General features: G+C 55.7%; 13 protein-coding genes, 2 pseudogenes and 1 other annotated feature. Of the genes and pseudogenes, 5 read left to right on the top strand and 10 right to left on the bottom strand.

Annotated elements, in window-relative coordinates:
- Nucleotides 1-2: 2 nt before the first annotated feature.
- The 3 genes from BEQ56_11335 to BEQ56_11325 form a co-directional block, all read right to left on the bottom strand.
- Nucleotides 3-1,142, bottom strand: coding sequence for an ABC transporter (locus BEQ56_11335; protein AOH44013.1), 1,140 nt, complete (start codon nt 1,140-1,142; stop codon nt 3-5).
- A gap of 1 nt (nt 1,143) precedes the next feature.
- Complete coding sequence (locus BEQ56_11330) at nt 1,144-2,988, bottom strand: ABC transporter permease (GenBank protein ID AOH44012.1); 1,845 nt, start codon at nt 2,986-2,988, stop codon at nt 1,144-1,146.
- A 71-nt stretch (nt 2,989-3,059) separates the two neighbouring features.
- Nucleotides 3,060-4,364 (bottom strand): hypothetical protein, encoded by a 1,305-nt coding sequence (locus tag BEQ56_11325; protein ID AOH44011.1) that lies wholly within the window; start codon nt 4,362-4,364, stop codon nt 3,060-3,062.
- Nucleotides 4,365-4,706: 342 nt separating this feature from the next.
- Nucleotides 4,707-4,832: a binding site (cobalamin riboswitch), on the top strand.
- 101 nt (nt 4,833-4,933) lie between these two features.
- On the opposite strand from BEQ56_11325, the gene BEQ56_11320 reads away from it, so the two are divergent.
- The 3 genes and pseudogenes from BEQ56_11320 (at nt 4,934) to BEQ56_11310 (ending at nt 9,013) form a co-directional block, all read left to right on the top strand.
- A complete protein-coding gene (locus BEQ56_11320) occupies nt 4,934-5,689 on the top strand; it encodes an anaerobic ribonucleoside-triphosphate reductase activating protein (GenBank protein ID AOH44010.1) in 756 nt (251 codons plus the stop codon).
- Nucleotides 5,690-5,701: 12 nt separating this feature from the next.
- Nucleotides 5,702-7,753 (top strand): annotated as a pseudogene (locus tag BEQ56_11315) (ribonucleoside triphosphate reductase).
- 243 nt (nt 7,754-7,996) lie between these two features.
- The gene (locus BEQ56_11310; GenBank protein AOH44009.1) at nt 7,997-9,013 is read left to right on the top strand and encodes a hypothetical protein; all 1,017 of its coding nucleotides are present in this window, start codon (nt 7,997-7,999) and stop codon (nt 9,011-9,013) included.
- Nucleotides 9,014-9,155: 142 nt separating this feature from the next.
- Here BEQ56_11310 and BEQ56_11305 read toward each other — a convergent pair.
- From BEQ56_11305 to BEQ56_11295, 3 genes and pseudogenes are all read right to left on the bottom strand, one after another.
- Nucleotides 9,156-13,013, bottom strand: a pseudogene (locus BEQ56_11305) (DNA-directed RNA polymerase subunit beta).
- A gap of 172 nt (nt 13,014-13,185) precedes the next feature.
- Nucleotides 13,186-14,712 (bottom strand): methylmalonyl-CoA carboxyltransferase, encoded by a 1,527-nt coding sequence (locus BEQ56_11300; GenBank protein ID AOH44525.1) that lies wholly within the window; start codon nt 14,710-14,712, stop codon nt 13,186-13,188.
- A gap of 192 nt (nt 14,713-14,904) precedes the next feature.
- Entirely contained in the window at nt 14,905-16,470 is a 1,566-nt protein-coding gene (locus BEQ56_11295; GenBank protein AOH44008.1) for a hypothetical protein, read from the bottom strand.
- A gap of 222 nt (nt 16,471-16,692) precedes the next feature.
- On the opposite strand from BEQ56_11295, the gene BEQ56_11290 reads away from it, so the two are divergent.
- Together BEQ56_11290 and BEQ56_11285 are read left to right on the top strand one after the other, a co-directional pair.
- Entirely contained in the window at nt 16,693-17,535 is an 843-nt protein-coding gene (locus tag BEQ56_11290; protein ID AOH44007.1) for a hypothetical protein, read from the top strand.
- Nucleotides 17,536-17,566: 31 nt separating this feature from the next.
- On the top strand, nt 17,567-18,916 hold the full coding sequence (locus BEQ56_11285) for an AAA family ATPase (protein ID AOH44006.1): 1,350 nt from the start codon (nt 17,567-17,569) through the stop codon (nt 18,914-18,916).
- 63 nt (nt 18,917-18,979) lie between these two features.
- Here BEQ56_11285 and BEQ56_11280 read toward each other — a convergent pair whose 3' ends face one another.
- From BEQ56_11280 to BEQ56_11265, 4 genes are all read right to left on the bottom strand, one after another.
- A complete protein-coding gene (locus BEQ56_11280) occupies nt 18,980-20,566 on the bottom strand; it encodes a hypothetical protein (protein AOH44005.1) in 1,587 nt (528 codons plus the stop codon).
- 29 nt (nt 20,567-20,595) lie between these two features.
- Nucleotides 20,596-22,023: a hypothetical protein gene (locus tag BEQ56_11275; GenBank protein ID AOH44004.1), complete on the bottom strand. Its 1,428-nt coding sequence runs from the start codon at nt 22,021-22,023 to the stop codon at nt 20,596-20,598.
- Complete coding sequence (locus tag BEQ56_11270) at nt 22,013-22,450, bottom strand: hypothetical protein (protein AOH44003.1); 438 nt, start codon at nt 22,448-22,450, stop codon at nt 22,013-22,015. Before BEQ56_11270 ends, BEQ56_11275 begins: the two co-directional genes overlap by 11 nt.
- Nucleotides 22,451-22,511: 61 nt before the next feature.
- The gene (locus tag BEQ56_11265; GenBank protein ID AOH44002.1) at nt 22,512-23,888 is read right to left on the bottom strand and encodes a hypothetical protein; all 1,377 of its coding nucleotides are present in this window, start codon (nt 23,886-23,888) and stop codon (nt 22,512-22,514) included.
- Nucleotides 23,889-23,898: the final 10 nt, after the last annotated feature.

The raw sequence follows: 23,898 nt of genomic DNA, 5'->3' as shown, positions 1-23,898 counted from the left end.
GCTTAATGAAGCTCTTCATTGCCGTACCTGACTTTTCCTTTGCCGATTTTATTCCCTGTCTGGGCGTCGAACAGGATGATCTCGCTTCCGTGAATAGCGAAATTGATTTCACTGTCGGGCTCATAGTCAACGCTGCCGAATTCTACCGAAGTCAGGATAAGATCATTCATATCTATTTTGACGGTTGTTTCCATCCCGGCGGGAAGCGTCGCGTAGACTTTTCCTTTATGCGGACCGGATCCAAGGTGCAGGAATTCCGGACGTACGCCTAAGACAGCGTTCGTCCCGGCGGAATTTTCGCCGATCGGATTCAGGGGAATCTTACTTTTGAGTACGAACGACGTCCCGAGAGCCTGGATTTCCGCGTGCAGCGCGTCCAGCAACCTGACTTGCGCCGGAATGAAATTCATGGTTGGATTGCCGACGAAATCGGCGACGAAAATATTGTTCGGCGCATTATAAATATCGAGCGGCGCGTCGTATTGCTGCATGACGCCTTCTTTTAGCAGGCAGATTTTTGTCGCCAGCGTCATCGCCTCTAACTGATCATGCGTGACGTATAGAAAGGTGGAATCCGTTTCTGAATGAAGCCGTTTCAGCTCCGTTCGCATCTCGAGACGAAGCTTCGCGTCAAGGTTGGATAACGGTTCGTCCATAAACAAAACCTTCGGTCTCGGCGCGAGCGTCCTGGCGATCGCGACGCGCTGCTGCTGTCCGCCGGATAGCTCGCCCGGGTATCGGTGTTCAAACTGTTCGATTTTCAGCATCGTCAGCATCTCATCGACTCTTTTACGGATTTCGGGCTTCGACCATTTCAGATTCTGCAGGCCGAACGCGATATTCTGAAAAACGGTCATATGCGGCCAGAGCGCATAGTTCTGAAATAAAAATCCGATCTCGCGTTTCGCCGGCGAAATATCGATCCCTGCCGCGGCGTCGAAAACGACCTTGTCTCCGATCGTAATTTTCCCTTCGGTTGGGGATTCTAACCCTGCGATCATTCGCAGCGTCGTCGTCTTTCCACAGCCGGACGGTCCTAAGAGCGTAATAAAATCCCGATCGTCGATAACCATATTTAAATCTTTTACGGCGACGAATTTATCAAATCGTTTTTCAACGTGTTCTAACGTTATTTTCGGCATTTTAATTTCCTCCTACGCCTCTGTCAATGCTTGCGCCGGTAACTTTGCTGATGGTAAATTGAATTATTAATACGAGCAGAATGATCAATAAATTGATTGCGTTAGCTGCCTGCGACAATCCGGTTCGGCTGTATTCCTGCAGAACGGTGGTAATCAGGGTTGTATAGCTCGCCGCTAAAAGGACGAATAACGATAATTCCCGCATGCAGGAAACGAAGGGCAGCAGGAACCCGCTGATAAAGCTCGCCTTCTGGATCGGGAACAGGACGCGGACCATGCGTTTCCACCAGGGAACGCCTAAAATAATCGCGGCTTCCTCGATCTCTCCGGACAGCTGCATCATCGCTCCGGTCGCCGTCCTTGACGCGAACGGCATGAATTTAATTGACCCGACCAGAAGCAGCAACAGCATCGAACCGTCTAACCAGGTGAAGCCTTTCGTATACGACAGCGCTAAATAAACCGCGCCGAAACTCATCGACGGAATCAGGTAAGGTAAGAACGCCAGATTCGACACGAGCATGGTCGTTCTGCTTCCGCGTTTTGAAGCTACGGCGTATCCGATAAAAATACCGAACGTTCCGGCGAGCAGCGAAACCAGAACCGAAAGCCCTAAGCTTCGCCCGAGCGCTTTCCACATGATCACGCTTTTCAGGATACCGATCGTATCTCCTTTCAGGCTTCCTTCGAACGGATCGGAAGAAAGCCAATAGCGGAGCGTAAACGTAGACCAGTCGCCGGGGATTTCTAAAAAGCTTTCGATCGCGAACGAGAGAAGCGGAGCGAACGCAAAGAAGGCCGTCAGCAGGATCAGAAAGACTGTGAGGAAGGTTCTGGCTTTCCCGAGCTTTACGAGCGAGACCTGTCCCGATTTCCCGGTTACCGTCGTGAAGGATTTTCGCGCGCCGGTTAATCGATTGTTCATGGTTAAGATGATGATGGAGAAGATCATGAGAACGATCGCGACGACGTATCCCTGGCCTTTTGTGAATCCCGAATTGATCAGGCTTCGCATTTGGACCGATATGGAAATGAAGTTATTCCCGCTGTCGATACTGCTTTTATTCAGGAAAAAAGGCACGGCGAAGCTGCTGATACTGCTCGAAAAAACTAAGAGCACGGTGGAGATCAGCGCTGGAAAAACGATCGGGAGCGTGACTTTATATAGAATCTTCAGGCGGCTCGCTTTCAGGACGAGCGCCGCTTCTTCGAGGTTAGCGTCCATGTTGCGTAAAATACCGCCGATCAGGATATAGGCGAAGGGGGCGTAATGCAGCCCCAGACTCATCGCGCAGGGGAAAAGGCCGTAAACGATCGGCTCAGGTACGCAAATTCCTGTTAATGTTTCTAAAATGCCTTTCCCCGCGTTGATACTTGTATTTTTGAAAAAATTTTCCCAAAACATGGCCATCGACCAGCTTGGCATGATATACGGGAAAATAAAAATCGTTGAAATAAATTTTTTCCCGGCGAGGTCCGACCGGGTGATGAACCAGGCGATGATCCCGCCGAAACCGACCGCGATTGCGCAGGCTAACAGGGCCATTGCGATTGATTGCCTTAACGGGCGCCAGAATTTAATGACTGCGTAGTTGAAGTCGCGGCTTGTCAGAAGCTCTTTCCAATGATTCAAGGTAAAGCTTCCGTCCACGAGATCCCCGCCTACGTAGATAGCTTCCTGGTTCCCGTTGATCCTGAACGAACCGATCAGCAGGGTGAACAATGGGATCACGACCGCCGCGATCAGCACGACGAGAAAAACGATCGTAATGACGTTGGCTGGTTTTGAAAGATACGACCGGATATCGTTCCCGATCCTGAATCGTTGAACGTTACTATTTTCCATAAGGAGGCCCCCCTTTCAGAAGCTTTACCTTTCTGCAATGATTGGCTGCCCCGAAGGGACTGAAGCGGGGGTTAGTTCCCCGCGAGTTGCATGTTGATAAACTTAATCACCGTCGCGTACGAAGCGTCGATATAATTAACGTCTTCGACGATGCAGGATTCTTTCCATGACGCTAACGGGAGATCGCCTTCGGCGGATGGAATCAGCTGGTTCGGCGAATAATATCCGAGAATTCCGCCCCATCCCTTGTTGAAGCCCTCTTCTGAAAGCAGGTATCGGATGAACAGGCTCGACGTATAAGGAAGGCGGGCCGTTCGCGGGATCAACGCCCACATGTTGTAGACGAAACCGTTGAAGCCCTGGACTTCGGTATTCCAGCCGGACGCTGATATCGTTTTCGTATAGTACTGATCCGTCTCTGCGTATTCGTCTTTATAATATTCGTAGTCTTTTAATTTATTGAGACCTGCGAAAATAATCCGTCCGTCTTCTTCGTAGTTGTTGATTTCTTTGATTTCACTCGTGTCGGAGCTATGCCAATAGCCGACGTTCCTGATAAATTCGGCGATGAATTTATAGCCAATATTCTGGTATTCGACTTCCTCAGCCGCAGGATCGTAGTCGACGCCGAAGTACTCTTTATAGGCGGCGGTTAATCGTTCGCAGGCTCCGTCGCTGGTCAGCATGATCAGGAAGTTCATGTTGATGTCTTCGCCTAACGGATTCTGGTAAGAGACGTTTTTCAGTCCTTTTAAACTTTCTCCGTCCGCGCCGGTCATTTGCCAAACGTTTTGGAGCTGATCCTTGCCGACTTTGGCGTTGTAATAGATGAAGACTTTATTGAAAGTTACGCCGACGAGAGGCTGCTGGTCGCTTTCAGCAATTTTGAACTCATCTCCGTTCGGGACGTAGCTTAGAAGAAATCCGGTATCCAGCATCGCGTTTTTGAGAAACGACGCGTCCTGGAACATGACGAAGTCGGCGATATAGCTGTTGGCTTTCTGAGCCGCGATGAGTTTCGGCTGATATTCGCTTCCTTTTTTGCTGTTGTATTCGGTCCTGCCGGCGGCCCATTCGTATCTTTCTTCGAAAGCCGCTAACGCTTTCTTGACGCCAGACGTCAACGAATCCGCGTTGAAGGTCAACGAGGGATTCGCCTCTAATTCTGCTTTCGCCGCGGCTTCGAGTTCTTCCAGGGTCATTTTTTCAGCTTTTTCGATCGCTGTTTCAACGGCGGATTTCTCGGCTTCTGCGACCGGCGCCGCTTCTTCCGACGTCGAATCTGTTTGGTTCGCCTGGCTTGGTTCAGTCTTGCTGCATCCGGCAACCAACAGGGCGAGGCACAACAAAAATACGACATACATTAATTTCTTCATGTTGCTAAAGTCCTTTCTGTTTTCTCTTATGGAATTTTATTTAAAAAACGCAGACTTTTTACGTTTTCTAACTTGGCAAAAAAAGTATACCAATACCTCTTAGACTTATCAATATTTATTGATATCAAAATAATATAGATATAGATAAAATTGTCGCTTGCTTACTTTTCTTTTTCTGAGCCGGCCGTTTTTATCGTCCGAGCTCGCGTTTCAAAAGGTCCGTCACCAGTTTTAAAATCTGTCCGGGCCCAATGGCGGAAGAAAGGCTCATAAATCCTGTTCAAATCGGCAGATATTCCGTTTCTTTCGTGTATTTCACGGTTTGACGGTTTCAGCGGAATCGGCGATAATCGCGGTATCAATTTTACCGATTCGAATCGGGGGAAGCGGGTGTGAATCCCGCACAGTGGCGCTACGGTGACCGGTTATCCGGAAGTCCGATTACCTGTCGAATTGCGATCGAGAATGCTTCTTCGAACCAAAGAAGTCATGCTGTGAAAGCTTGCTTTCTATCCATGTTTCGATGGTCGGGACATGGTTTTTTTTATGAATCTGGAAGAAAGGGACGAATGGCGAAAGGATTTCATCTGGCAGGCTGGCAAAAGGTTTCGCTCAACGATTTCCCCGGACGTCCGTGTAGCGTGTTATTTTGCGCCGGCTGTCCGTTTCGCTGTCCTTTCTGCTATAACCGCGATCTGGTTCTTCCGGAACGGATCGCGCTGAATCGCGAGGGGATCGATTGGGAAACGGTTCGGCGCTTTATCGAGAAGCGGCGCGCGACGCTGGGGGCGGTCTGCGTCACCGGCGGGGAGCCGTTGGCCGCCGAAGCTGGGATCGAGCTGCTGCGAGCGGTTCGCGCGTTGGACGTGGAAGTCAAGCTGGATACGAACGGATATTACCCGGAGCGCCTGAGCGAGGTTCTTTCCGAAGAGCTGGTTGACTGTGTCGCGATGGATATCAAGAACTGCCCGGCGCGCTATGCCGAGAGCTGCGGAATGGAGACGATGGATCTGGCCCGGATCGCGGAATCGATCGGGCTGCTCCTCGGGAGCGGCGTCCAGACGGAATTCCGGACGACCGTTGTCCGCGATTTTCATCGTGAAGCAGACCTGATCGCGATTGCGGACTGGGGCCTTGGAGCGGAACCGATCGTTTTTTCGTCGTATGAAGCGAATCCGAACGTCATTCGTCCGGGCCTCAGCGCCTATTCGCGGGAAGAGCTGCGCGCGATTGTCGGGCGGATCCGGGGATCCGGACGACTGAACGTCAGGCTCCGCGGCGAATTCCTCGCCGATGACGTGATTCATGAACAGACAGGAGAATGAGAAATGAAATTCATGATTGAAAAAAGAGACGGGTCGACCGTTGACTTCGATTCGCAGAAGATTCAGACGGCCATGGAGAAGGCGTTCGTTTCGACCGGAACGGCGGTCAGCGGCGACGTTCTGGAGCTGCTGACGCTGCGCGTGGTCGCTGATTTTGTCGAACGGAGCGAGGATTGCAGGATTTCGGTGGAAACGATTCAGGACAGCGTCGAAAGGGTCCTGATGCAATCCGGTTTCGTTGAAGTCGCGCGGGCTTACATCCTTTACAGGAAACAGCACGCGAATATCCGTTCGGCCGCGTCAACGCTGCTGGACTATAAAAAGACGGTCGACGATTATCTGAAGGTCGCGGATTGGCGGGTAAAGGAAAATTCGACGGTGACGTACTCGGTCGGCGGGCTGATTTTGAGTAATTCGGGGACGATTACCGCAAATTATTGGCTCTCAGAAATTTATGATCAGGAGATCTCCGACGCGCATCGTTCCTGCGCGATTCACCTGCATGATCTGTCGATGCTGACCGGGTACTGCGCCGGCTGGTCGCTGAAACAGCTGATCTCGGAGGGGCTGGGCGGAATCGAGGGCAAGATTACTTCTTCGCCTGCGAAGCACCTTTCGGTCCTCTGCAACCAGATGGTCAATTTTCTGGGTATCATGCAGAATGAATGGGCCGGGGCGCAGGCGTTTTCTTCGTTCGATACCTTTCTCGCGCCGTTCGTCCGTACCGACCGCCTTTCGTATGATCAGGTTAAGAAATGTATTGAGTCGTTCGTTTACGGCGTGAATACGCCGAGCCGATGGGGGACGCAGGCGCCTTTTTCAAATATCACGCTGGACTGGATCGTCCCGGAGGATCAGGCGGACCAGCCCGCGGTCGTCGGCGGGAAAATGATGGATTTTACTTATGGCGACTGTCAGCCTGAAATGGATATGGTCAACCGCGCGTTTCTGGAGACGATGCTCGATGGGGACGCGAACGGCCGCGGCTTCCAGTATCCGATCCCGACCTATTCGATTACGAAAGAATTCGAGCTGGCGCGAAATGATAACCAGCGGCTGCTGTTTGAACTGGCCGGGAAATACGGGACGCCGTACTTCTCGAACTACGTCAACAGCGACATGCAGCCGAGCGACATTCGCAGCATGTGCTGCCGGCTGCGGCTTGATTTACGCGAGCTGCGGAAGAAGAGCGGCGGATTTTTCGGGAGCGGCGAAAATACCGGTTCGGTCGGCGTCGTCACGATCAATCTGCCTCAGATCGCGTTTATTTCAGCGGATGAGACGGCGTTTTTCGAGCTGCTGGCGGCGCGGATGGATATCGCGGCACGGTCGTTGTCGATCAAGCGGAAGGTCGTTACCGACTTGATGAACGCGGATTTTTATCCGTATACGAAGCGCTATCTGGGGACGCTCCGGAATCATTTTTCGACGATCGGGATTGTCGGAATGAACGAGGCTTGCCTGAACGCGGGGTGGATTGGGGTTGACCTGAGCCGTCGGGAATCGATGGACTTTGCGAAACGGGTGCTGAACTTCATGCGTGCGCGGCTCCAGACGTATCAGGTGCGATACGGCGATTTATATAACCTGGAAGCGACGCCGGCGGAATCGACCGCGTATCGATTCGCGAAGCATGACAAGGAGCGGTACCCGGGAATTCGGACGGCGGGCGAGGGGTCCGACGCCCCATATTACACGAACAGCTCGCACCTGCCGGTTTCGTTCAGCGACGACGTTTTCGCCGCGCTCGATTTGCAGGATGAGCTTCAGCCGCTGTATACGTCGGGGACGGTCTTTCACGTTTTTCTTGGCGAGAAGATGCCCGACTGGCAGGCGACGAAATCGCTCGTCCGGACGATCGCGGAAAATTATTCGCTGCCCTACTATACGCTGTCGCCGACATATTCGATCTGCGCGGAGCATGGCTATCTGAAGGGGGAACATGCGCATTGTCCGATCTGCGGGATGGCGACCGAGGTTTACAGCCGGATTACCGGATATTATCGTCCGGTTCGGAACTGGAACGACGGGAAGGCGCGTGAATTCAGCGAGCGGAAAACGTATGTCCCTGAGAAATGCTGCTGCCCGATTTCGATTGATACAGCTGAATGACACGTTCGAATAGATTGATCCGGGGCGATAAAATGTTATAATCCAAATGCGATATTGATGAATATGATCCGGGCGGCTCGGGGCGGCTTCCGGTTTTTTCGAGGGCTTTCCAGATAAGCGACAGGTTGAGCTGCGGGATCAGGAAGACGCTTGAAAACAGGAGGTAGTCCCAGGCTGTTTCGGAGAGGAGGCGCTATGAATCGGATTATCGCCGTCACCGGAGCGGCGGGTCATTTAGGCAGGTTCGTCGTCAGTTACTTAATGGCGGCTGGAGAGAAGGTACGTGCGCTCCTGCTTTCGGGAGAAACGTACGTTAATCCGGACGGCTCGAAGTCGGCGCCGGAAATATACTATGGCGATATTCGCGATCGGGCCGACGTCGACGCGCTGCTGACGCGCGATAGCGGTACAGAGATGAACGTGATTCATTGCGCCGGGCTGATTTCGATCGCGGATCGCGACGATCCGCGCGTGTACGATGTCAACGTTAATGGGACGAAGACGCTGCTGGCGGCGGCGAAGGACGCCGCGGTCCGCCGGTTCGTCTACGTTTCCTCGGTTCATGCGCTTCCCGAGCTTCCGAAAGGAACGGTTCAGACCGAAATTTCGCGTTTCGATCCGAGTCAGGTCGTCGGGGATTACGCCCGGACGAAAGCGATCGCGACGCAGGCGGTCCTGGACGAGGCGTCGTCGGGGATGGACGCGCTCGTCGTTCATCCGTCGGGAATTATCGGACCGGATTCGCCGATGAGCGGGAAGATGATGAAATTGGCGGTTGATTTCTTCAAAGGGAAGATGCCGATTGCGGTCCGCGGCGGGTTCGATTTCGTCGACGTTCGCGACGTCGCTAAAGGAATTCTCGGCGCGCTGCGAAGCGGACGGGGCGGGGAGACATACCTGTTGACCGGACGGTTCTATATGATCCGCGAGTTTTTGGACGCGCTCGCCGCGGCGGCTGGGAAGGCGCGGACGCGGATTTATTTACCGATCCGGTTTACGAGACTGTTCATTCCGCTGGTTACGCTGATTTCCAGGATTCGGAAGTCGTCGCCGCTGTTTACCCGCTATTCGCTTTACACGCTGTCGCAGAACGCGCTTTTTTCTCACGCGAAAGCCGCGTCCGAACTGGGGTACACGACGCGGAGCCTTGAGGAAACGGCGCGGGATACGATCGCCTGGCTGACGCGGAAGCTGGAAAAGAACGAGATCTGAAAAAATGAGGCTCCGTACAGAGCCCCATTTTTTTCTTCAGACGACGTCGGTGTCAGTTGAGCAGGTCCTCGAGACTGATTTTGGTCGTGTCGGTCCTGATATTGTCGGTCAGGCTGGTCCTGATCGGCGCTTTCTTCTGATGGTCTTCCTCTTTGCCGAAGGTATTGACTTCGCCGTTGTCGAAGACAGCGGTTACGGCGAGACCGAGCGACTGAAGCTCTTTGACGAGGACGCGGAAGGAAGCGGGAAGACCCGGTTCCTGGATCGGTTTGCCCTTGACGATCGATTCGTACGTGCTGACGCGGCCCTGAATATCGTCGGACTTAACGGTCAGCATTTCCTGAAGCGTGTAAGCCGCGCCGTAGGCTTCGAGCGCCCAGACTTCCATTTCGCCGAAGCGCTGGCCGCCGAACTGCGCTTTACCGCCGAGCGGCTGCTGCGTGACGAGCGAGTATGGGCCGGTCGAACGCGCGTGAACCTTGTCTTCGACGAGATGATGCAGCTTCAACATGGTCATGACGCCGATGGTGACCGGCTGGTCAAATTTTTCGCCGGTTTTCCCGTTGTAGAGCGTCTGCTTTCCGCAGATCGGGCTCGGAAGTCCGGTCTCCAGGCTGAGCTTTGCCGCTTCGTTTCGGAGCGAATCTTCGTCGTCTGGATTGGAGACGGTTCCGCCGTTGCGCTCGATCCAAAGCTTCAGGCAGGTCTTGATCGCCGCGGTATCTTTCGGAAGGCGGACGGGCGCGTTCGGCTGAACGTCTTCCCAGTCGACGATTGAATCCGGATCATACCCCTGTTCGGAGAGCCATTCCTGAAAGATGATGTGCTTCATGTAGAATTCGTCGGAATTCATCCGATAAAAGTCGTAACCTTTATCGGCAAAATGCGAGGTCAGGTACTGAACGCGGACTTCGTTATCGTCTTCGATCCGTTCCGGAGCGACGTCGTTTTCGTTGACCCAGTCCCATGCGCGGTTCGTTATGTCGTCCCACGCCTGAGTCAGCATCCAGGCGCGCGCTAATTCGGATTCGATTTCGTATTCGGTCGCGCCGTCGAAGACCGGGGTCTTGGCCCGGAATCCGAGCTGAAGCGCCGCCCAGCCGAGATGGACCTCGAGGACCTGCCCGATATTCATTCGTCCGGGAACGCCGAGCGGGTTCAGGATGATATCGATCGGGGTCCCGTCTTCGAGAAACGGCATGTCTTCCATCGGAACGACGCGGGAAACGACGCCTTTATTTCCATGACGTCCGGCCATTTTATCTCCGGCGGTCAGCTTTCGCCGCTGCGCGACGGAAACGCGGACCATCGTTTCAACGCCGGCGGAAAGGTCATGGTTTTCGTCCCGGCGGAAAACCTTGACGTCGACGACCTTCCCGCGTTCGCCGTGCGGCATTTTTAAGGAAGTATCCTTGACGTCCCGGCTCTTTTCGCCGAAGATCGCGCGGAGGAGCTTCTCCTCCGGCGTGAGTTCTTTTTCGCCTTTGGGCGTGATTTTTCCGACGAGGATATCGCCGGGACCGACTTCGGCGCCGATTCGGATAATCCCGTCTTCGTCGAGGTCTTTAATCGCTTCGTCGCCGACGTTCGGGATATCGCGGGTAATTTCTTCGGGTCCTAACTTCGTATCGCGCGCTTCAAGTTCATGTTTTTCGATATGGACCGAAGAGAACTTATCGTCCATGACGATGCGTTCAGAAACGAGGATCGCGTCTTCGTAGTTCCCGCCTTCCCATGAGACGAAGGCGATGACGACGTTCTGGCCCAGCGCCAGCTGGCCTTCGACTGTCGACGAGGAATCGGCGAGGACCTGACCCGCTTTGATCCGTTCGCCTTTGGTAACGGTTGGCCGCTGATCGATGCAGGTGCTTTGGTTCGAACGCTGATACTTGCGAAGCTGGTGCGTTCGGAGCGTACCGTTATCGTAGCGGATTTGAATCTCGTCGGCGCTGACGGAAAGGATTTCGCCGTCGAACTGCGCTGTGAGGACCTGTCCGGAGTCGATCGCGGCGTAGCTTTCCATTCCGGTCGAAACCAGCGGAATTTCCGGGGCGACGAGCGGAACGGCCTGCGCCTGCATGTTCGAGCCCATCAGCGCACGGTTGGCGTCGTCATGTTCGAGGAAGGGGATCAGCGCGGCGCTGACGCCGACGACCTGCTGCGGCGAAACGTCCATGTAGTCGATCTGCGCAGGCGAGAAAATCGAGAATTCGGAATGAAGCCGGCTGGAAATTTCCGTGTCGGCGAATTCCTGATAATCGTTCATGTGGATATTTGACTGCGCGATGATGAATTTATCTTCCGCGTCGGCGGAAAGGTATTCGACGTCGTTCGAAATATACGGCGTGATCGCGATTTCGGCCCGATCCTGAGCGGCGATCGCGGCAAGGTTTTCTTCGGCGATCCGATTCCCGGCTGAGACGATGACGCTGCCGTTGGCGTCGACGATATCTTCGGCGACCTGCCGGTTGATCAGGCGAGGATCGGCTTTCGGCAGCCAACGGTAAATTTTTCGGTAAGGCGTCTCGACGAAACCGTAGTCGTTGACTTTCGCGAAGTTGGCTAACCGTCCGATCAGCCCGATATTCGGGCCTTCCGGCGTTTCAATCGGGCAGATTCGCCCGTAATGGGTATGATGGACGTCGCGGACGTCGAAACCGGCGCGTTCGCGGCGGATACCGCCGGGACCGAGCGCCGAGAGCGTACGCTTATGGCGGAGCTCCGCCAGCGGGTTGGTCTGGTCCATGAACTGGGACAGCTGCGACGAGCCGAAAAACTCGCGCATGGCGGCGACGACCGGGCGGATATTGACGAGGCTGACCGGGGTGACGCGTTCCTGGTCGCGAATCGACATGCGTTCTTTGATAACGCGTTCCATGCGGCGCAGCCCGATCCGCAGCTTGTTGCTGATCAGCTCGCCGACGGTTTTGACGCGGCGGTTGCCGAGGTGATCGATGTCGTCTTTTTCGCGGACGCCGTTGTTGATTTCGATGAGCTGACGAACGAGCGCGACAACGTCCCATTTCGTGACGTTGCGATGGCCGCTGGGGACATGATCGGTCAGGCCGAGTTTCTGATTGAGTTTATACCGTCCGACGCGTTCGAGATCGTAGAGGCGATGATCGAAGAGCTGTTCCTGAAGGAAGGAACGAGCGTTATCGAGCGTGACGGGGTCGCCGGGGCGAATCCGCTTAAAGAATTCGAGAAGCGCGGCTTCGGCGATCGGAATATTCGGGTAATCCTTTTCCCAATCGGGTTCCTGCCGGAAGCTGGCGGCGATATACTGGCGGTCCGGGTTGGTATCGACGTCTTTGAAGATTTCGATAAGCTCTTCTTCGGTCCCGGTCGTCAGCGGGCAATCGGTCGACACGCCGTCGTCGATCGCGGCGAGCGCGCGCAGGAAAACGGAAATCGGGACGGTTCGCTTGCGGTTGAATTTCAGGACGAGGTAATCGTTCTTCCGCGTTTCGAATTCCATCCAGGCGCCGCGATCCGGGATGAGCTTGGCGTTGGCGATGCGGTGCCCCGTGGTCCGATCCAGCGACGCTTCAAAGTAGACGCCGGGGGAGCGGATGAGCTGCGATACGACGACGCGTTCGGAACCGTTGATAATAAACGTTCCGTTTTCGGTCATTTCCGGAAAGTCGCCGAGGAAGATATCCTGCCGGATCGGCTCGGAAACTTCCGCGCCGGCGAGCAGGACGGTCACATAAAGCGGCTTCGAATAGGTCATGTCCCGTTCGAGGCATTCGTCGACTGTGAATTTCGATTCGCCGAACCAGAATTTCAATCCCCATTCTTCCGTGATCGCGTCCTTGGCGGGAAAATAAAGCTTCATTCCTTTGGTATAGGATTCAATCGGGGAGATTTCGGCGAGGAGTTCGCCGATGCCTTCTTTTTGGAATAAAGCGAATGAATCGAGCTGAATTTCAATCAAGTCCGGCATGGGAGTCGCGGCGGGAATCCGTTGGTAATTCTTCGTCGCCTGTTTTGTAGCCATGGAACAAGCCTCCTGATAAAAGATTTCCGATAGTCGAGGACAGTTTCGGCGCAACAAAACGACCCGCACGATGGAAAGTCATACCGACAGGAAAACTATTATAGCATGCTTTCGCGCATGGGCGAAATGTCTGTTGCAAAATTCGGGAGGTTGTGGTAGAGGGAGAACTGCGTTACAACGGGATATTCCCGTGCTTTTTCTCGGGGCGGGACTGGCGCTTATTTTTCAGCATCTCAAACGCGGCGATCAGGCGGCTCCGCGATTCGCCCGGCAGGATGACTTCGTCGACGAATCCGCGCGCAGCGGCGCGATACGGGTTCAGGAACTTTTTCTCGTACGCTTCGACGAATTCCGCGCGTTTCGCGGTGGGGTCGGACGCAGCGCTGATATCCTTCCTGAAAACGATGTTGACCGCGCCTTCAGCGCCCATGACTGCCATTTCCGCGGTCGGCAACGCGTAAACGACATCCGCGCCGATCGTCTTTGAGTTCATTGCCAGGAGCGCGCCGCCGTAGCCCTTGCGCAAGATGAGACTGATTTTCGCGACGGTCGCTTCGGCGTACGCGTAAAGGAGCTTCGCGCCGTGGCGGATAATCCCGTTATGTTCCTGATCGCTTCCGGGAAGAAAAGCGGGAACGTCGACGAGCGTCAGGAGCGGAATATTGAAGCAGTCGCAGAAGCGGATAAAGCGGGCGGCCTTATCGGAAGCATGATAATCGATCGCCCCGGCCATGAAGTTCGGCTGGTTGGCGACTATTCCGATCGTTTTTCCGTTCAGCCGGGCGAAGCCCACGACGATATTCAGCGCGAACGACGGCTGAACTTCGAGAAAGCTGTCTTCGTCGGCGAGCGCGGCGATAACGTCTTTAATATTGTATGGGGTCGACTTATCTTCCGGGATGATCCGTTCCAGCCTCGCGCTCAGGTCCGATCCTGCGGGATCGATCGCGGCCGGCGTTTCGCGGCAGTTCCGCGGAAGATAGGACAGCAGGCGGCGTACTCCTTCGAGGCAGGCGCGGTCGTCTTCACAGGCGAAATGCGCGACGCCGCTTTTTTCCATGTGAACCGCTGCGCCGCCAAGCTCCTGCATCGTGATTTCCTCGCCGGTGACCGTCTTGACGACCGCCGGACCGGTGATGTACATTTGCGCATGGGCCTCGGTCATAAAGATAAAGTCGCAGATCGCAGGCGAGTAACAGGCGCCACCGGCGCATGGGCCCATAATGACCGCGATCTGCGGAATGACGCCGGACGCCCAGGTATTGCGTTTGAAGATTTCGCTGTACCCGAGGAGCCCGTCGAGCCCCTCTTCGATTCGCGCGCCGCCGCTGTCGTTGATCGTGATAAACGGCGCGCCGACCTCGATCGCCTTATCCATGACGTTGGTAATACGTTTCGCGTGATATTCGCCGAGGCTGCCGCCTGATACCGTGAAATCCTGCGAAGAGACGAAAACGAGACGCCCGTCGATCTTTCCGTAGCCGGTAACGACGCCGTCGCCCGGATGCGCCTTCTGGTCCATGCCGAAATCGGTAATCCGGGAAATCATCAGGTCGTTCAGCTCAATAAACGTCCCCGGGTCGAAAAGAAGGTCGATCCGTTCCCGTGCCGTGAGCTTTCCGGACGCGTGCTGCTTATCGATACGGGCCTGACCGCCGCCGAGACGCGCTGCTTCCCGCCGTCGTGTGACTTCGTCGATCCGGGCCCGTTCCCAACCGGAGTCAGGTTGATCTGACTTTTGAGAGAAAATATTTATGTTCATGCCATAATTTTAATAGGGTTTCAGGGAAGAAGCGGCAGAATCGCCGAAAACCAGACCGCGTTCAGGAACGCGGCTTATTGGTTGGGAGAAAGCGAGGAAAATCGCTTTCTCCCGTCAATAAAGAATTGTTTATTCGATGGCGATGATCCGTTCGCCGACCGGAATCTCGCTGATTTCATGCGCGCTCAGGTAATCCGCTAAGATCTCGTCAAGCGCGTTGAATTCGCCCGCGATTTTATTATCCGTGAACATTTCGTACTGATCGCCGCCGACGGCAAGGAAGTTATTTGTCGCCATGATATAGGTCTTTTCCGGATCGACCGGTTCGCCGTTGACGAGGAGTTCAACGACACGGGAGCCGGGTTCCCTGGCGGGATCAAACTTGACGGTCATTCCGGCGATCTGTGGGAAGCCGCCGTTCGGTTCAGGATAAACCCTTAGCCCATGTTCCATGGCGTCGAGGAGATCCTGCCCCGTCGTTTCGAGGGTTACGACGTAATTCCCGAACGGGAAGGTCGTAATAATCTGACCGACCGTGATATCGCCGGCGGGGATCGACGCGCGGATACCGCCGCCGTTCGTAATCGCGACGTCGGCGCCGGTCGCTTCGAGCATGGCGTCGGTCGTCAGGTCTCCTAAATTGGTTTCGCTCGCCCGGTTCGTTTCGCGTTCTCCGTCGAGATCGATCGCCGATTCTCCGACGACGACGCTCGCGACCTCGTCGATCAATTTATCGATCGCCGCGATCGTTTCGACGATCTCCGGATCGGGCTCAAGATCGAGCAGGTCTTCAAACGAGACCAGCCTGGCGCTTTTATTCAGGATTTCCATGCGTCCGGTTCGCTCGGACGCCGGCTGGAGCTCGATTTCAACCTGATCCAGGAAACGGCCGTGTTCGCCCGCCTGAACGATCATGGTGTCTCCGATCATAATCGGTTTTTCAAGCTTCGTGTGGCTATGGCCGTCGATAATAACGTCAATTTTATCGGTCGCTTCCGCGATATCGGTGCTGACGAATTCGCTTCCTTCGTCGATCCCCATATGCGTCAGGCAGACGACGACGTCGACATGCGGATCGAGGAATTCGGCCATTTTCGCGGCGGTTTCAGCCGGGTCGAGGAATTCGAGGCCTTTCGTATTAATCGGCGAGCTCTTATACAGCGTTTCCGGCGTGGCGATACCGAAGACGCCGACTTTGATCCCGTCGATCGCCAGGATCGAATATTCGGGGAGCAGGCTCATCCCGGTATCGGCGAAAACAACGTTCGCCGCCAGGATCGGGAACTCCGCCATGTATTCGAGCTCGCGCAGCTGCTCATAGCCATAATTGAAGTCATGATTCCCGGGAACCATCGCGTCGTATCCGGCTTCGTTCATGAGCATGATAATCGATTCGCCCTGCATGAGCGTCGCGAAGACCTGTCCATGCGTCGTATCGCCGCCGTCGAGGAGAAGGACCGGCCCGTTTTCCTCAAGCGCTTTCTTATAGGCGCTGATTTTTGCGTAGCCGATCTTCCCGGTCGTGGCGACCTGGCCTTCGTCGACCCGATCCGGCGTTTCAGCATAGTTGGCGTGTATGTCGTTGGTCCCTATGATCGTGAGCGTAATCGGTTCAAGGTCCTGTGCGCTGACGGTCAGGACTGTCGCGGCGAGAAGAACAACGACGAGAACAATAGAGAGTATTCGATTTTTCATAAGATTTCCTTTCTGGTCTGAAATAGTGATTGGCCGTGCTTTCAGCTTAATTATAGCTAAGATTGCGTCAAAAATCCGCATTCCCTAATGAAAGTCACGTAAAGTATAGACGAATCTCAGGTCCCGTTCTGCCGATTTGGTCCGGTTCGGCGTTTAGCGGCGCGCGGAGGGTATAATCAGCTTACGACCGCGCGGATTTTGAAAAAGGAGAATATTTACAGGATGGAAAAAATTAAATTGAATAACGGCGTAGAGATGCCGGTTTTTGGATTTGGAACGTATAAAGTGAAAGACCCGGCCGAATGCGAACGGAGCGTGACGACTGCGATCGGGGCCGGGTACCGCCTGATCGACACGGCGCAATTTTATGATAACGAAGCGGCGGTGGGCGCGGCGATTAAGAATTGCGGCGTCGCCCGCGAGGAGCTGTTCGTTACGACGAAGGTCTGGTTCCGGAGTTTCGAAACGGAGGATTGCCGCGCGAGCCTGGACGGGTCGCTGCGGAAGCTGGGGATGGATTATCTGGATCTTGTCCTGCTGCATTGGCCGTTTGGCAACGTGTACGCGGCCTGGCGGGTCCTTGAAGAATACTATGCCGCGGGAAAGATCCGCGCGATCGGCGTTTCGAATATGGACCCCGACCGGCTGATCGACCTGATTACTTTTAATAAGGTCTGTCCTGCGGTGAATCAGATCGAAACGCATCTGTACTGCCAGCGGAAAACGGCGCGTCGGTGGCTCGCGAAATACGGCGTCGCGCCTCAGGCGTATTCGCCGTTGGGGCAGGGACGCGCGAACCAGATGTTCGAGGAGCCCATCGTTCGAACGATTGCCGCGGCGCATGGAAAGACGGCAGGTCAGATCCTCCTTCGTTTCCTGGTTCAGTCCGGCATCTCCGTGATCCCCAAATCGGTTCACCCGGACCGGATTCAAGCGAATATCCGCATCTTCGATTTCGCGCTTTCGGATAACGAGATGGAACGGTTAGCGTCGCTCGATACTGGGAAAGCGCTGATCGGGAACCCGGGAAGCCCGGAAAAAGTCGAAACCGCGATGACCTGGTAACCGGGCGGCGGTGGGCTTAAAAGCGGAATTTATGGATATTTTTGAATTCAGCGCGCAGGAAGCCTCGGAACGCAGCGCGCCGTTAGCGGCGCGAATGCGCCCGCGGACGTTCGACGAATTCGCCGGACAGGAGCATATCCTCGGTAAGGGCAAATTACTTCGCCGCGCGATCGAAAGCGACCGCCTTTTTTCCTCGATTCTCCTGTATGGGCCGCCCGGAACCGGAAAAACGACGCTGGCGCGGCTGATCGCGGCGCAGTCGAAAGCGCGCTTTGAAGCGGTTTCCGCCGTTTTAGCCGGCGTTGCCGAGCTTCGGAAGGTTATTTCCGGGGCGGAGGAGCGAAGGCGGCTTTACCGCGAGCGGACGATCTTATTCGTAGACGAGGTTCATCGCTGGAACAAGTCGCAGCAGGACGCTCTCCTTCCTCATGTCGAATCGGGGCTGATTACGCTGATCGGGGCGACGACGGAGAATCCGTATTTCGAAGTGAACCGCGCGCTGTTATCGCGGTCCCGGATTTTTGAGCTGAAGCCGCTTTCGGAGGAATCGCTGAACGCGATTATCGATCGAGTCCTGACCGATCCGGAACGAGGTTATGGCGGGCGGGAGATCGTCCTGGACGAAGCGGCGCGGCGGATTTTTCTCGATTTGTGCAATGGCGACGCGCGCAGCCTGTTGAACGGGATCGAGTTAGCCGTCGAAAGTACTGAACCCGACGGACGGGGCGGGATCGTCGTTACCCGCGGGATCGCGGAAGAATCGATTCAGAAACGCGCGGTCAGCTACGATAAAGCCGGCGATTATCATTACGATACGATTTCCGCGTTTATCAAGTCGCTGCGCGGATCGGACCCTGACGCCGCGCTGTATTGGGCGGCGAAGATGCTGATTGCCGGCGAGGAACCGCGTTTTATCCTGCGGCGGCTGGCGATTTCGGCCTGCGAAGACGTCGGACTGGCGGATCCGAACGCGCTCGTCGTCGTGACCGCGGCGATCCAGGCGTTTGAATTCGTCGGCATGCCGGAGGGGTATTACCCGATCGCGGAAGCGATTCTTTACGTCGCGACCGCTCCGAAATCGAATTCGACGATGGCGATTTTCGATGCGATGAACCGGATTCAGCAAGACGGGGCCGGCGCCGTCCCGGTTCACCTGATGGACCCGTCGCGCGACGCGAAAGGCTTTGGCCATGGCGCCGGATACCGCTATCCGCATGACTTCCCGAATCATTACGTCGAACAGCAGTATCTTCCGTCCGGGGTCGCCGGCGGTTTCTACCGTCCGGGTCAGCTCGGATATGAAAAAAAGGTCCGGGAGTGGATCGAGGGCCTGACCGGCCGTGCGTTCGAGGCGCCCCGCCCGGGAACCCCGGATCATTGACGGAAAAGAACGGAGGGGCCGATAATCGTCCGGACCTCCTCCGTTTAGATAGCGAAAGCCGGTTTACAGCGCGACTTCTTCGGAATATTCGATTTTTTCGATGATACCCTCGATCTTTGTCAGCTCGAATTCTTCGGGAACGATCATGAAGAAGACGGAATTATCGGCTTCGAGGAGCCGGATTTTTTGTCCGTCGCCGAGCCAGCTTCCCGCCGATTCCGCCGCGCCGAAGCGCGCGTCAAAATACATTTCCATCCCGTCGCTGAATTCGTCGCTGTCCCGACGCGTGTCCCATTGGGTTTCGCTGAATACATACGCCTTCCCGTCGCAGCGTCCGAACGAGAACGTCCCGCCGCTCCAGCCTTCCGCCGCGCGCGCGGCGGAACGTTCATTGATCCGCCAGTCCGGCTCGATCCCCAGCGTCAGCATCCAGCGGGTATCCAGTTCGTTGAAAACGCTGGATCGAACGAATTCGCAGCCCGCGTCGGCGAAGACTTTATCGAAGAGCCCGATCGAAACTCTCGCCGGTTCGTCGGTTCCGTACTTTTCCGGATGGATAAGCTGCTCGACGGAGGCGGGAGGCGCGCTGAGGAGATCGTTGATCGATTCGAATCCGTCGTTTAAGAAGTACGTGTACACGAACGGGAACCCATACACGTATTCGATCAGGACGGATTCCTGATAATACGGCGGCGCGTTTCTGAACGTTGAATTATCGTTATTTCCCGTCGCTCGATTTTTATTCAGCAGGCGCATGACGAGCGGATCCTGAACCGCTAACGATTCGGTCAGCACGGCGTCGCCTTCGATAATTGAACGCGCAACGATACAGTCGTCGCCGTGCACATCACAGAATTCGGCGTCATAGTACTGCCGAAGCGTCGGGAAGCTGCTGAATTGGAGAAAATGCGTGTATTCATGCGCCAGCGTCCGCAGCGTTTCGCTCGGATCGGCCTCCTTGATCAGCATCATGACATTCTGATCATGATCGTAGTAGCCGGCGATTTGTTCGGTGTACAGCGCTTCGTACAGGCCCTCGACGTCAAAATCCGCGTGAATAAATCCGAGCAGCGTTAATAATTCGCGCTCATCCTGGAAATCCTGATCGGTCAGAGCAGATTTGAAGTTTCTGACGATATCTTCGTGCAATTCCTCGCGACTTTTGAAAACGACGGTCAGTGGTTCGGCGGCGGTCAGCCCGCGAATTTCCTCTACTTTGGAAATCACCTTTTGCTGCGCTTCGCTGAGTTCTTCGCCGGTAGGGGCGTTCGTTTCACTGCTTTTCGTCGTGTCCTCGTCCTCGTCCTCGGTTCCTTCCGTTTCGGCGGTCCTGGTTCCCGCTGTGACCGTGGGTCTGTCCGCGCCGCCGGCTGGCTCCACGGTCGGGAGCTGCGCCGCGTCGTCGCCGGTCCCGAGGGGGGGAGTTTCGACGTTCGCGTTCGTTTCGCTTTCGGCGTCTGGGGCCGTTTCCGTTTCAGGTTGGTACGCTGGTTCGCTGTGGCTGACGATTTCAACCGTCGAACGCTGATCCTCGCTGCCGCGCAGGATCGTGTTGAAGATAACGTACCCGAAGGCGCAGGCGGCGGCGAAGCAGAAAGCGCCGAGCGCGATCAGCCAATATATGAAAGTTCTGTTTTTCTGTTGGTTCATGGATTTTGATCTCCTTATCCGTATCGGTTTCAGCGATAATCGGTAACATATTTCAGCGCGTAGAGAACGTCTTCGTTCCCGGGCGCATGATCGAGGGCTTTCTCAAAGAGGCTCTTCGCCGTCTCGGTATCGTTTTTCAAAAGAGCTCCCCATCCTTTCCAGATCAGCGCGCGAACGTCTTCCGTATTTAATTTCAGTCCATACTCTGTCCAGGCGATCAATTCATCGGCGAACCCGGCGTTAAACAGGATTTTATAAAACGACGGGACGAATTCGGTGATCCGCTGCGGAAGCGGGAAGTTTGCGGCGGCGCGAAAGACAACGGCCGCCTCGCGGTCGTCGCCTTTCTCCTCAATGGCCCGCATGAGATTCAGCTGCGTATAGATATTTTTCGGCAGATTGGCGACGTCGGTCCTGAATTTTTCGATCGCGCGTTCGAGGTTCCGTTCGGGTTCCCAATCTTCGCCGAGCGCCGCGGCGATCGCGTCGGTTTTTTCGCTGTGGAAGAGGACCGCGTATTCCCGGCTGAACGCGTACCATTTTTCCATGAATTCAGCGATCGGAACGTTCGTCCGGTCGGCGCCGCTTCCGTCGCGGACGGCGACCGTTCCCGCGGCGGCGTCATAGCCGTACAGGACGGCGAACCGGCGCGTCAGCCGATCGTCTCCTCTCCGGGCTGGGAACGGCGCTTCGAAGAGGATCGGAACGACGACGGGAATCTCCGCTTCCAGGAGCGCCGCGAGCTGATCGACGGTTCCGTTCACGCGGCGGATCGCGGTCAGTTCAGGATGATTTTCCGCGGCGTAAGCGACAAGCTCATCGAGGCTGACCGGCGGTTCGGCGTATCTGGGGCGGAGAGACCGTTGGATCGCGTACTGATTCGTCGTATGACCCAAATAGCGGAGGACGGCGGAAAGCGCGGTCGGACCATCGTTGAATAAATCGGCGCGCTCGACCGTCGGCAGCGTTAAGTACGCCGCGGACAGGTCCCGGTCGCCGCCTGCGCTCGCGGCTGCGTCCGACGGATCGGAAGTCGGCTTGACGAAGACCCATTGGATCGCCGCGGTCGGGGTCGTCGTCAGGGAATCCAACGCGCTGATCGCGGCTGAACCGTCTTCGTCCGTGTGACTGCCGAACGCTTCGCCTTCGGCCTGCGCTTCCTGCGCTGATTGAAGCTCTTCAAGACTCTCGGCGAAAATGACTTCCGCGGGAGGGAGGTCGGGAACTTCGTAGATCGTCTGGCTCAGGAAATCCTTGCTGATCGGGGGGACGACGGGAATGACCCAGCTTTTAACGTAAGTCAGCAGCGGATAAAGCGGCGGAAAAATGAGCTGCCGGACGATCGGAACCGCCGATGCCCAAATAAAGAAAACCGCGATAACGATCAGGACGATCCCGATCGCGCCGCCTCTTTTCTTTTCTTCTTTATAGAAGAACGGTTTCCTTTTATTTCTCATGACTTTCGCTGTCGCGGATTCGCTCCAGGATCAGCAGCGCCAGCGTTGAAAGGAAGATCAGGAGCGCGATAACCGTTCCGCCGTATATAATTCCGTTCGTCTCGGTCTGGTTTTCAAAATATTCCGGATCCAGGTACGCCAGGCGTTCGGGAACGGACGCGGACGTTGGCTCTATTTCGTCGAGGACCTCGTCCGGAATCTCGATAAAGATTCCCAGCGAACGCTTCCCGCTCTCAACGACCGGCGCTTCCCATTCCGCTGCGGCTTCCGGTGCGTTTCCGGAATCATCCGGACCTGCGCTTTGAATCGGCGGGTTTTTCGCCGGACGAACGATAATTGTCGAAAAGATAATCAGGACGCAGGCGATAGCGGCTAACGTCAGGATCCAGGTAAAGTTCAGGTTTGCTTTTTTCTGTTCGTTTTTCATGATCTTTTTCTTCGCGTCCTCCTTCGATTTCCGAACTGGCTTTTCGCTCGGGCGGCTCCGTTTATTTTAAAGCTTCGATCGCTTCGCGCGCGGCTGCCTCGGGCGAAGCCGCCGTCAGAATAACTTTTGAAATTGCGCTGTTCAGGATCGGGACCAGCTTGCTGAGAATATTGCTGCCTGGAAGGAGCGATGCGGACGCGCTCATTCGGTAAATATCGTCGTAAGCCATGTCGCTTTTCCAATCGGTCAGGTCGCCGCTCCGGACCGGGAGATAACCGCTGGCGTGGGTCCATTGATCGTTAAATTCCGGCGACGCCATGGCTTCGGCGATTTCTACAGCAATCGCCATGAGCTCCGGATCCTTCGTCGTGACGACGACGTTCCAGGTATTGACGAGCGGATACGGGCCATTCTCGTCGGTCAGCGGGATCGGGATCGCCGTAAAATCGGCGCGCTGGTTATGCCGGTACTGGGAAAGCTTCGCGACCGTAATTTGCATCGTTCCATCAGTGAATTGCTGCCAGCTTTGGCCGACGTTCGTGTCCTTGGCGATCGCTGGCGGGAAAGCGCCTTTCTGCCCGCCGTTCAGGAAGAAATTCAGCGTCTGCGTCAGGATCTCCTGGTCGATCCAGGGTTTTCCCTGCTCGTCTTTCGTTTTTCCGCCCAATGATAAATAGATAAACATTCCGAACAGGTCGGTTACGTTATTCGGTTCGAATCCGATCGGAAGGCCGCGCGTCAGGATCTCCTCCCAGTTATTCATGTCAGGGCCGGTCAACGCCGGCCGGTAGACTAAAACGAGCGGATCGCCGGCGACCGGAATCCCGTAGCGGACGTTATCGACGACGGCAGATTCGCGCGCGTAGCGGAACCAGGAATCGGCTTCGGCAAACAGTTTTGTCTCGATCGGAAAGATCAGGCCTTTCTGAACGGCGGTCATCATATTGTTCCGATCGAGGATCATCAGCGCCGGGAGCGCGCTTGGCGCGGCGGAGGCCGCGACCGTCAGCATGTTGATCAGCGAGGCGTTTCCGGAGGTGTCCTTGATTCGATGCGCGATTTTGATTTTCGGATGATTTTCGATGATTTCGGCGAAGAGCCCGGCCAGCGCGGTCCCGGAAGCGTCGGTCAGCGATGGGTCGAACTGGGGCGGGAGCCACATCAGGACTTCCCTGATTTCCGCTTCCGCGTTCTCGAAAAGCGCCTGTTCGTTTTCTTCCAGCTGGATCGCGGTCGCGGTCGCGTTAACGTCGGCCGTGGGAGAGGCGGAGGGCGCGACGGTTGCCGTCGAAGCGGCCGTTCGCGACGGCGTCGCGGTTCCGGCGCCGGGTTCCGGGGTCCCGTCCGTTCGGCAGCCGCTCAGCAGCAGGACGAGCGCGGCGATCACGATCGCGGCTATGCCGCGCCGTCGGTTCAGGTAAGACCGGGTGATGATCATAAACAGTTCC

Source organism: Anaerolineaceae bacterium oral taxon 439 (assembly GCA_001717545.1).
Taxonomy (GTDB): domain Bacteria; phylum Chloroflexota; class Anaerolineae; order Anaerolineales; family Anaerolineaceae; genus Flexilinea.
The sequence above is the reverse complement of the archived record's forward strand: the minus strand, read 5'-3'. Positions and strand labels throughout refer to the sequence as shown.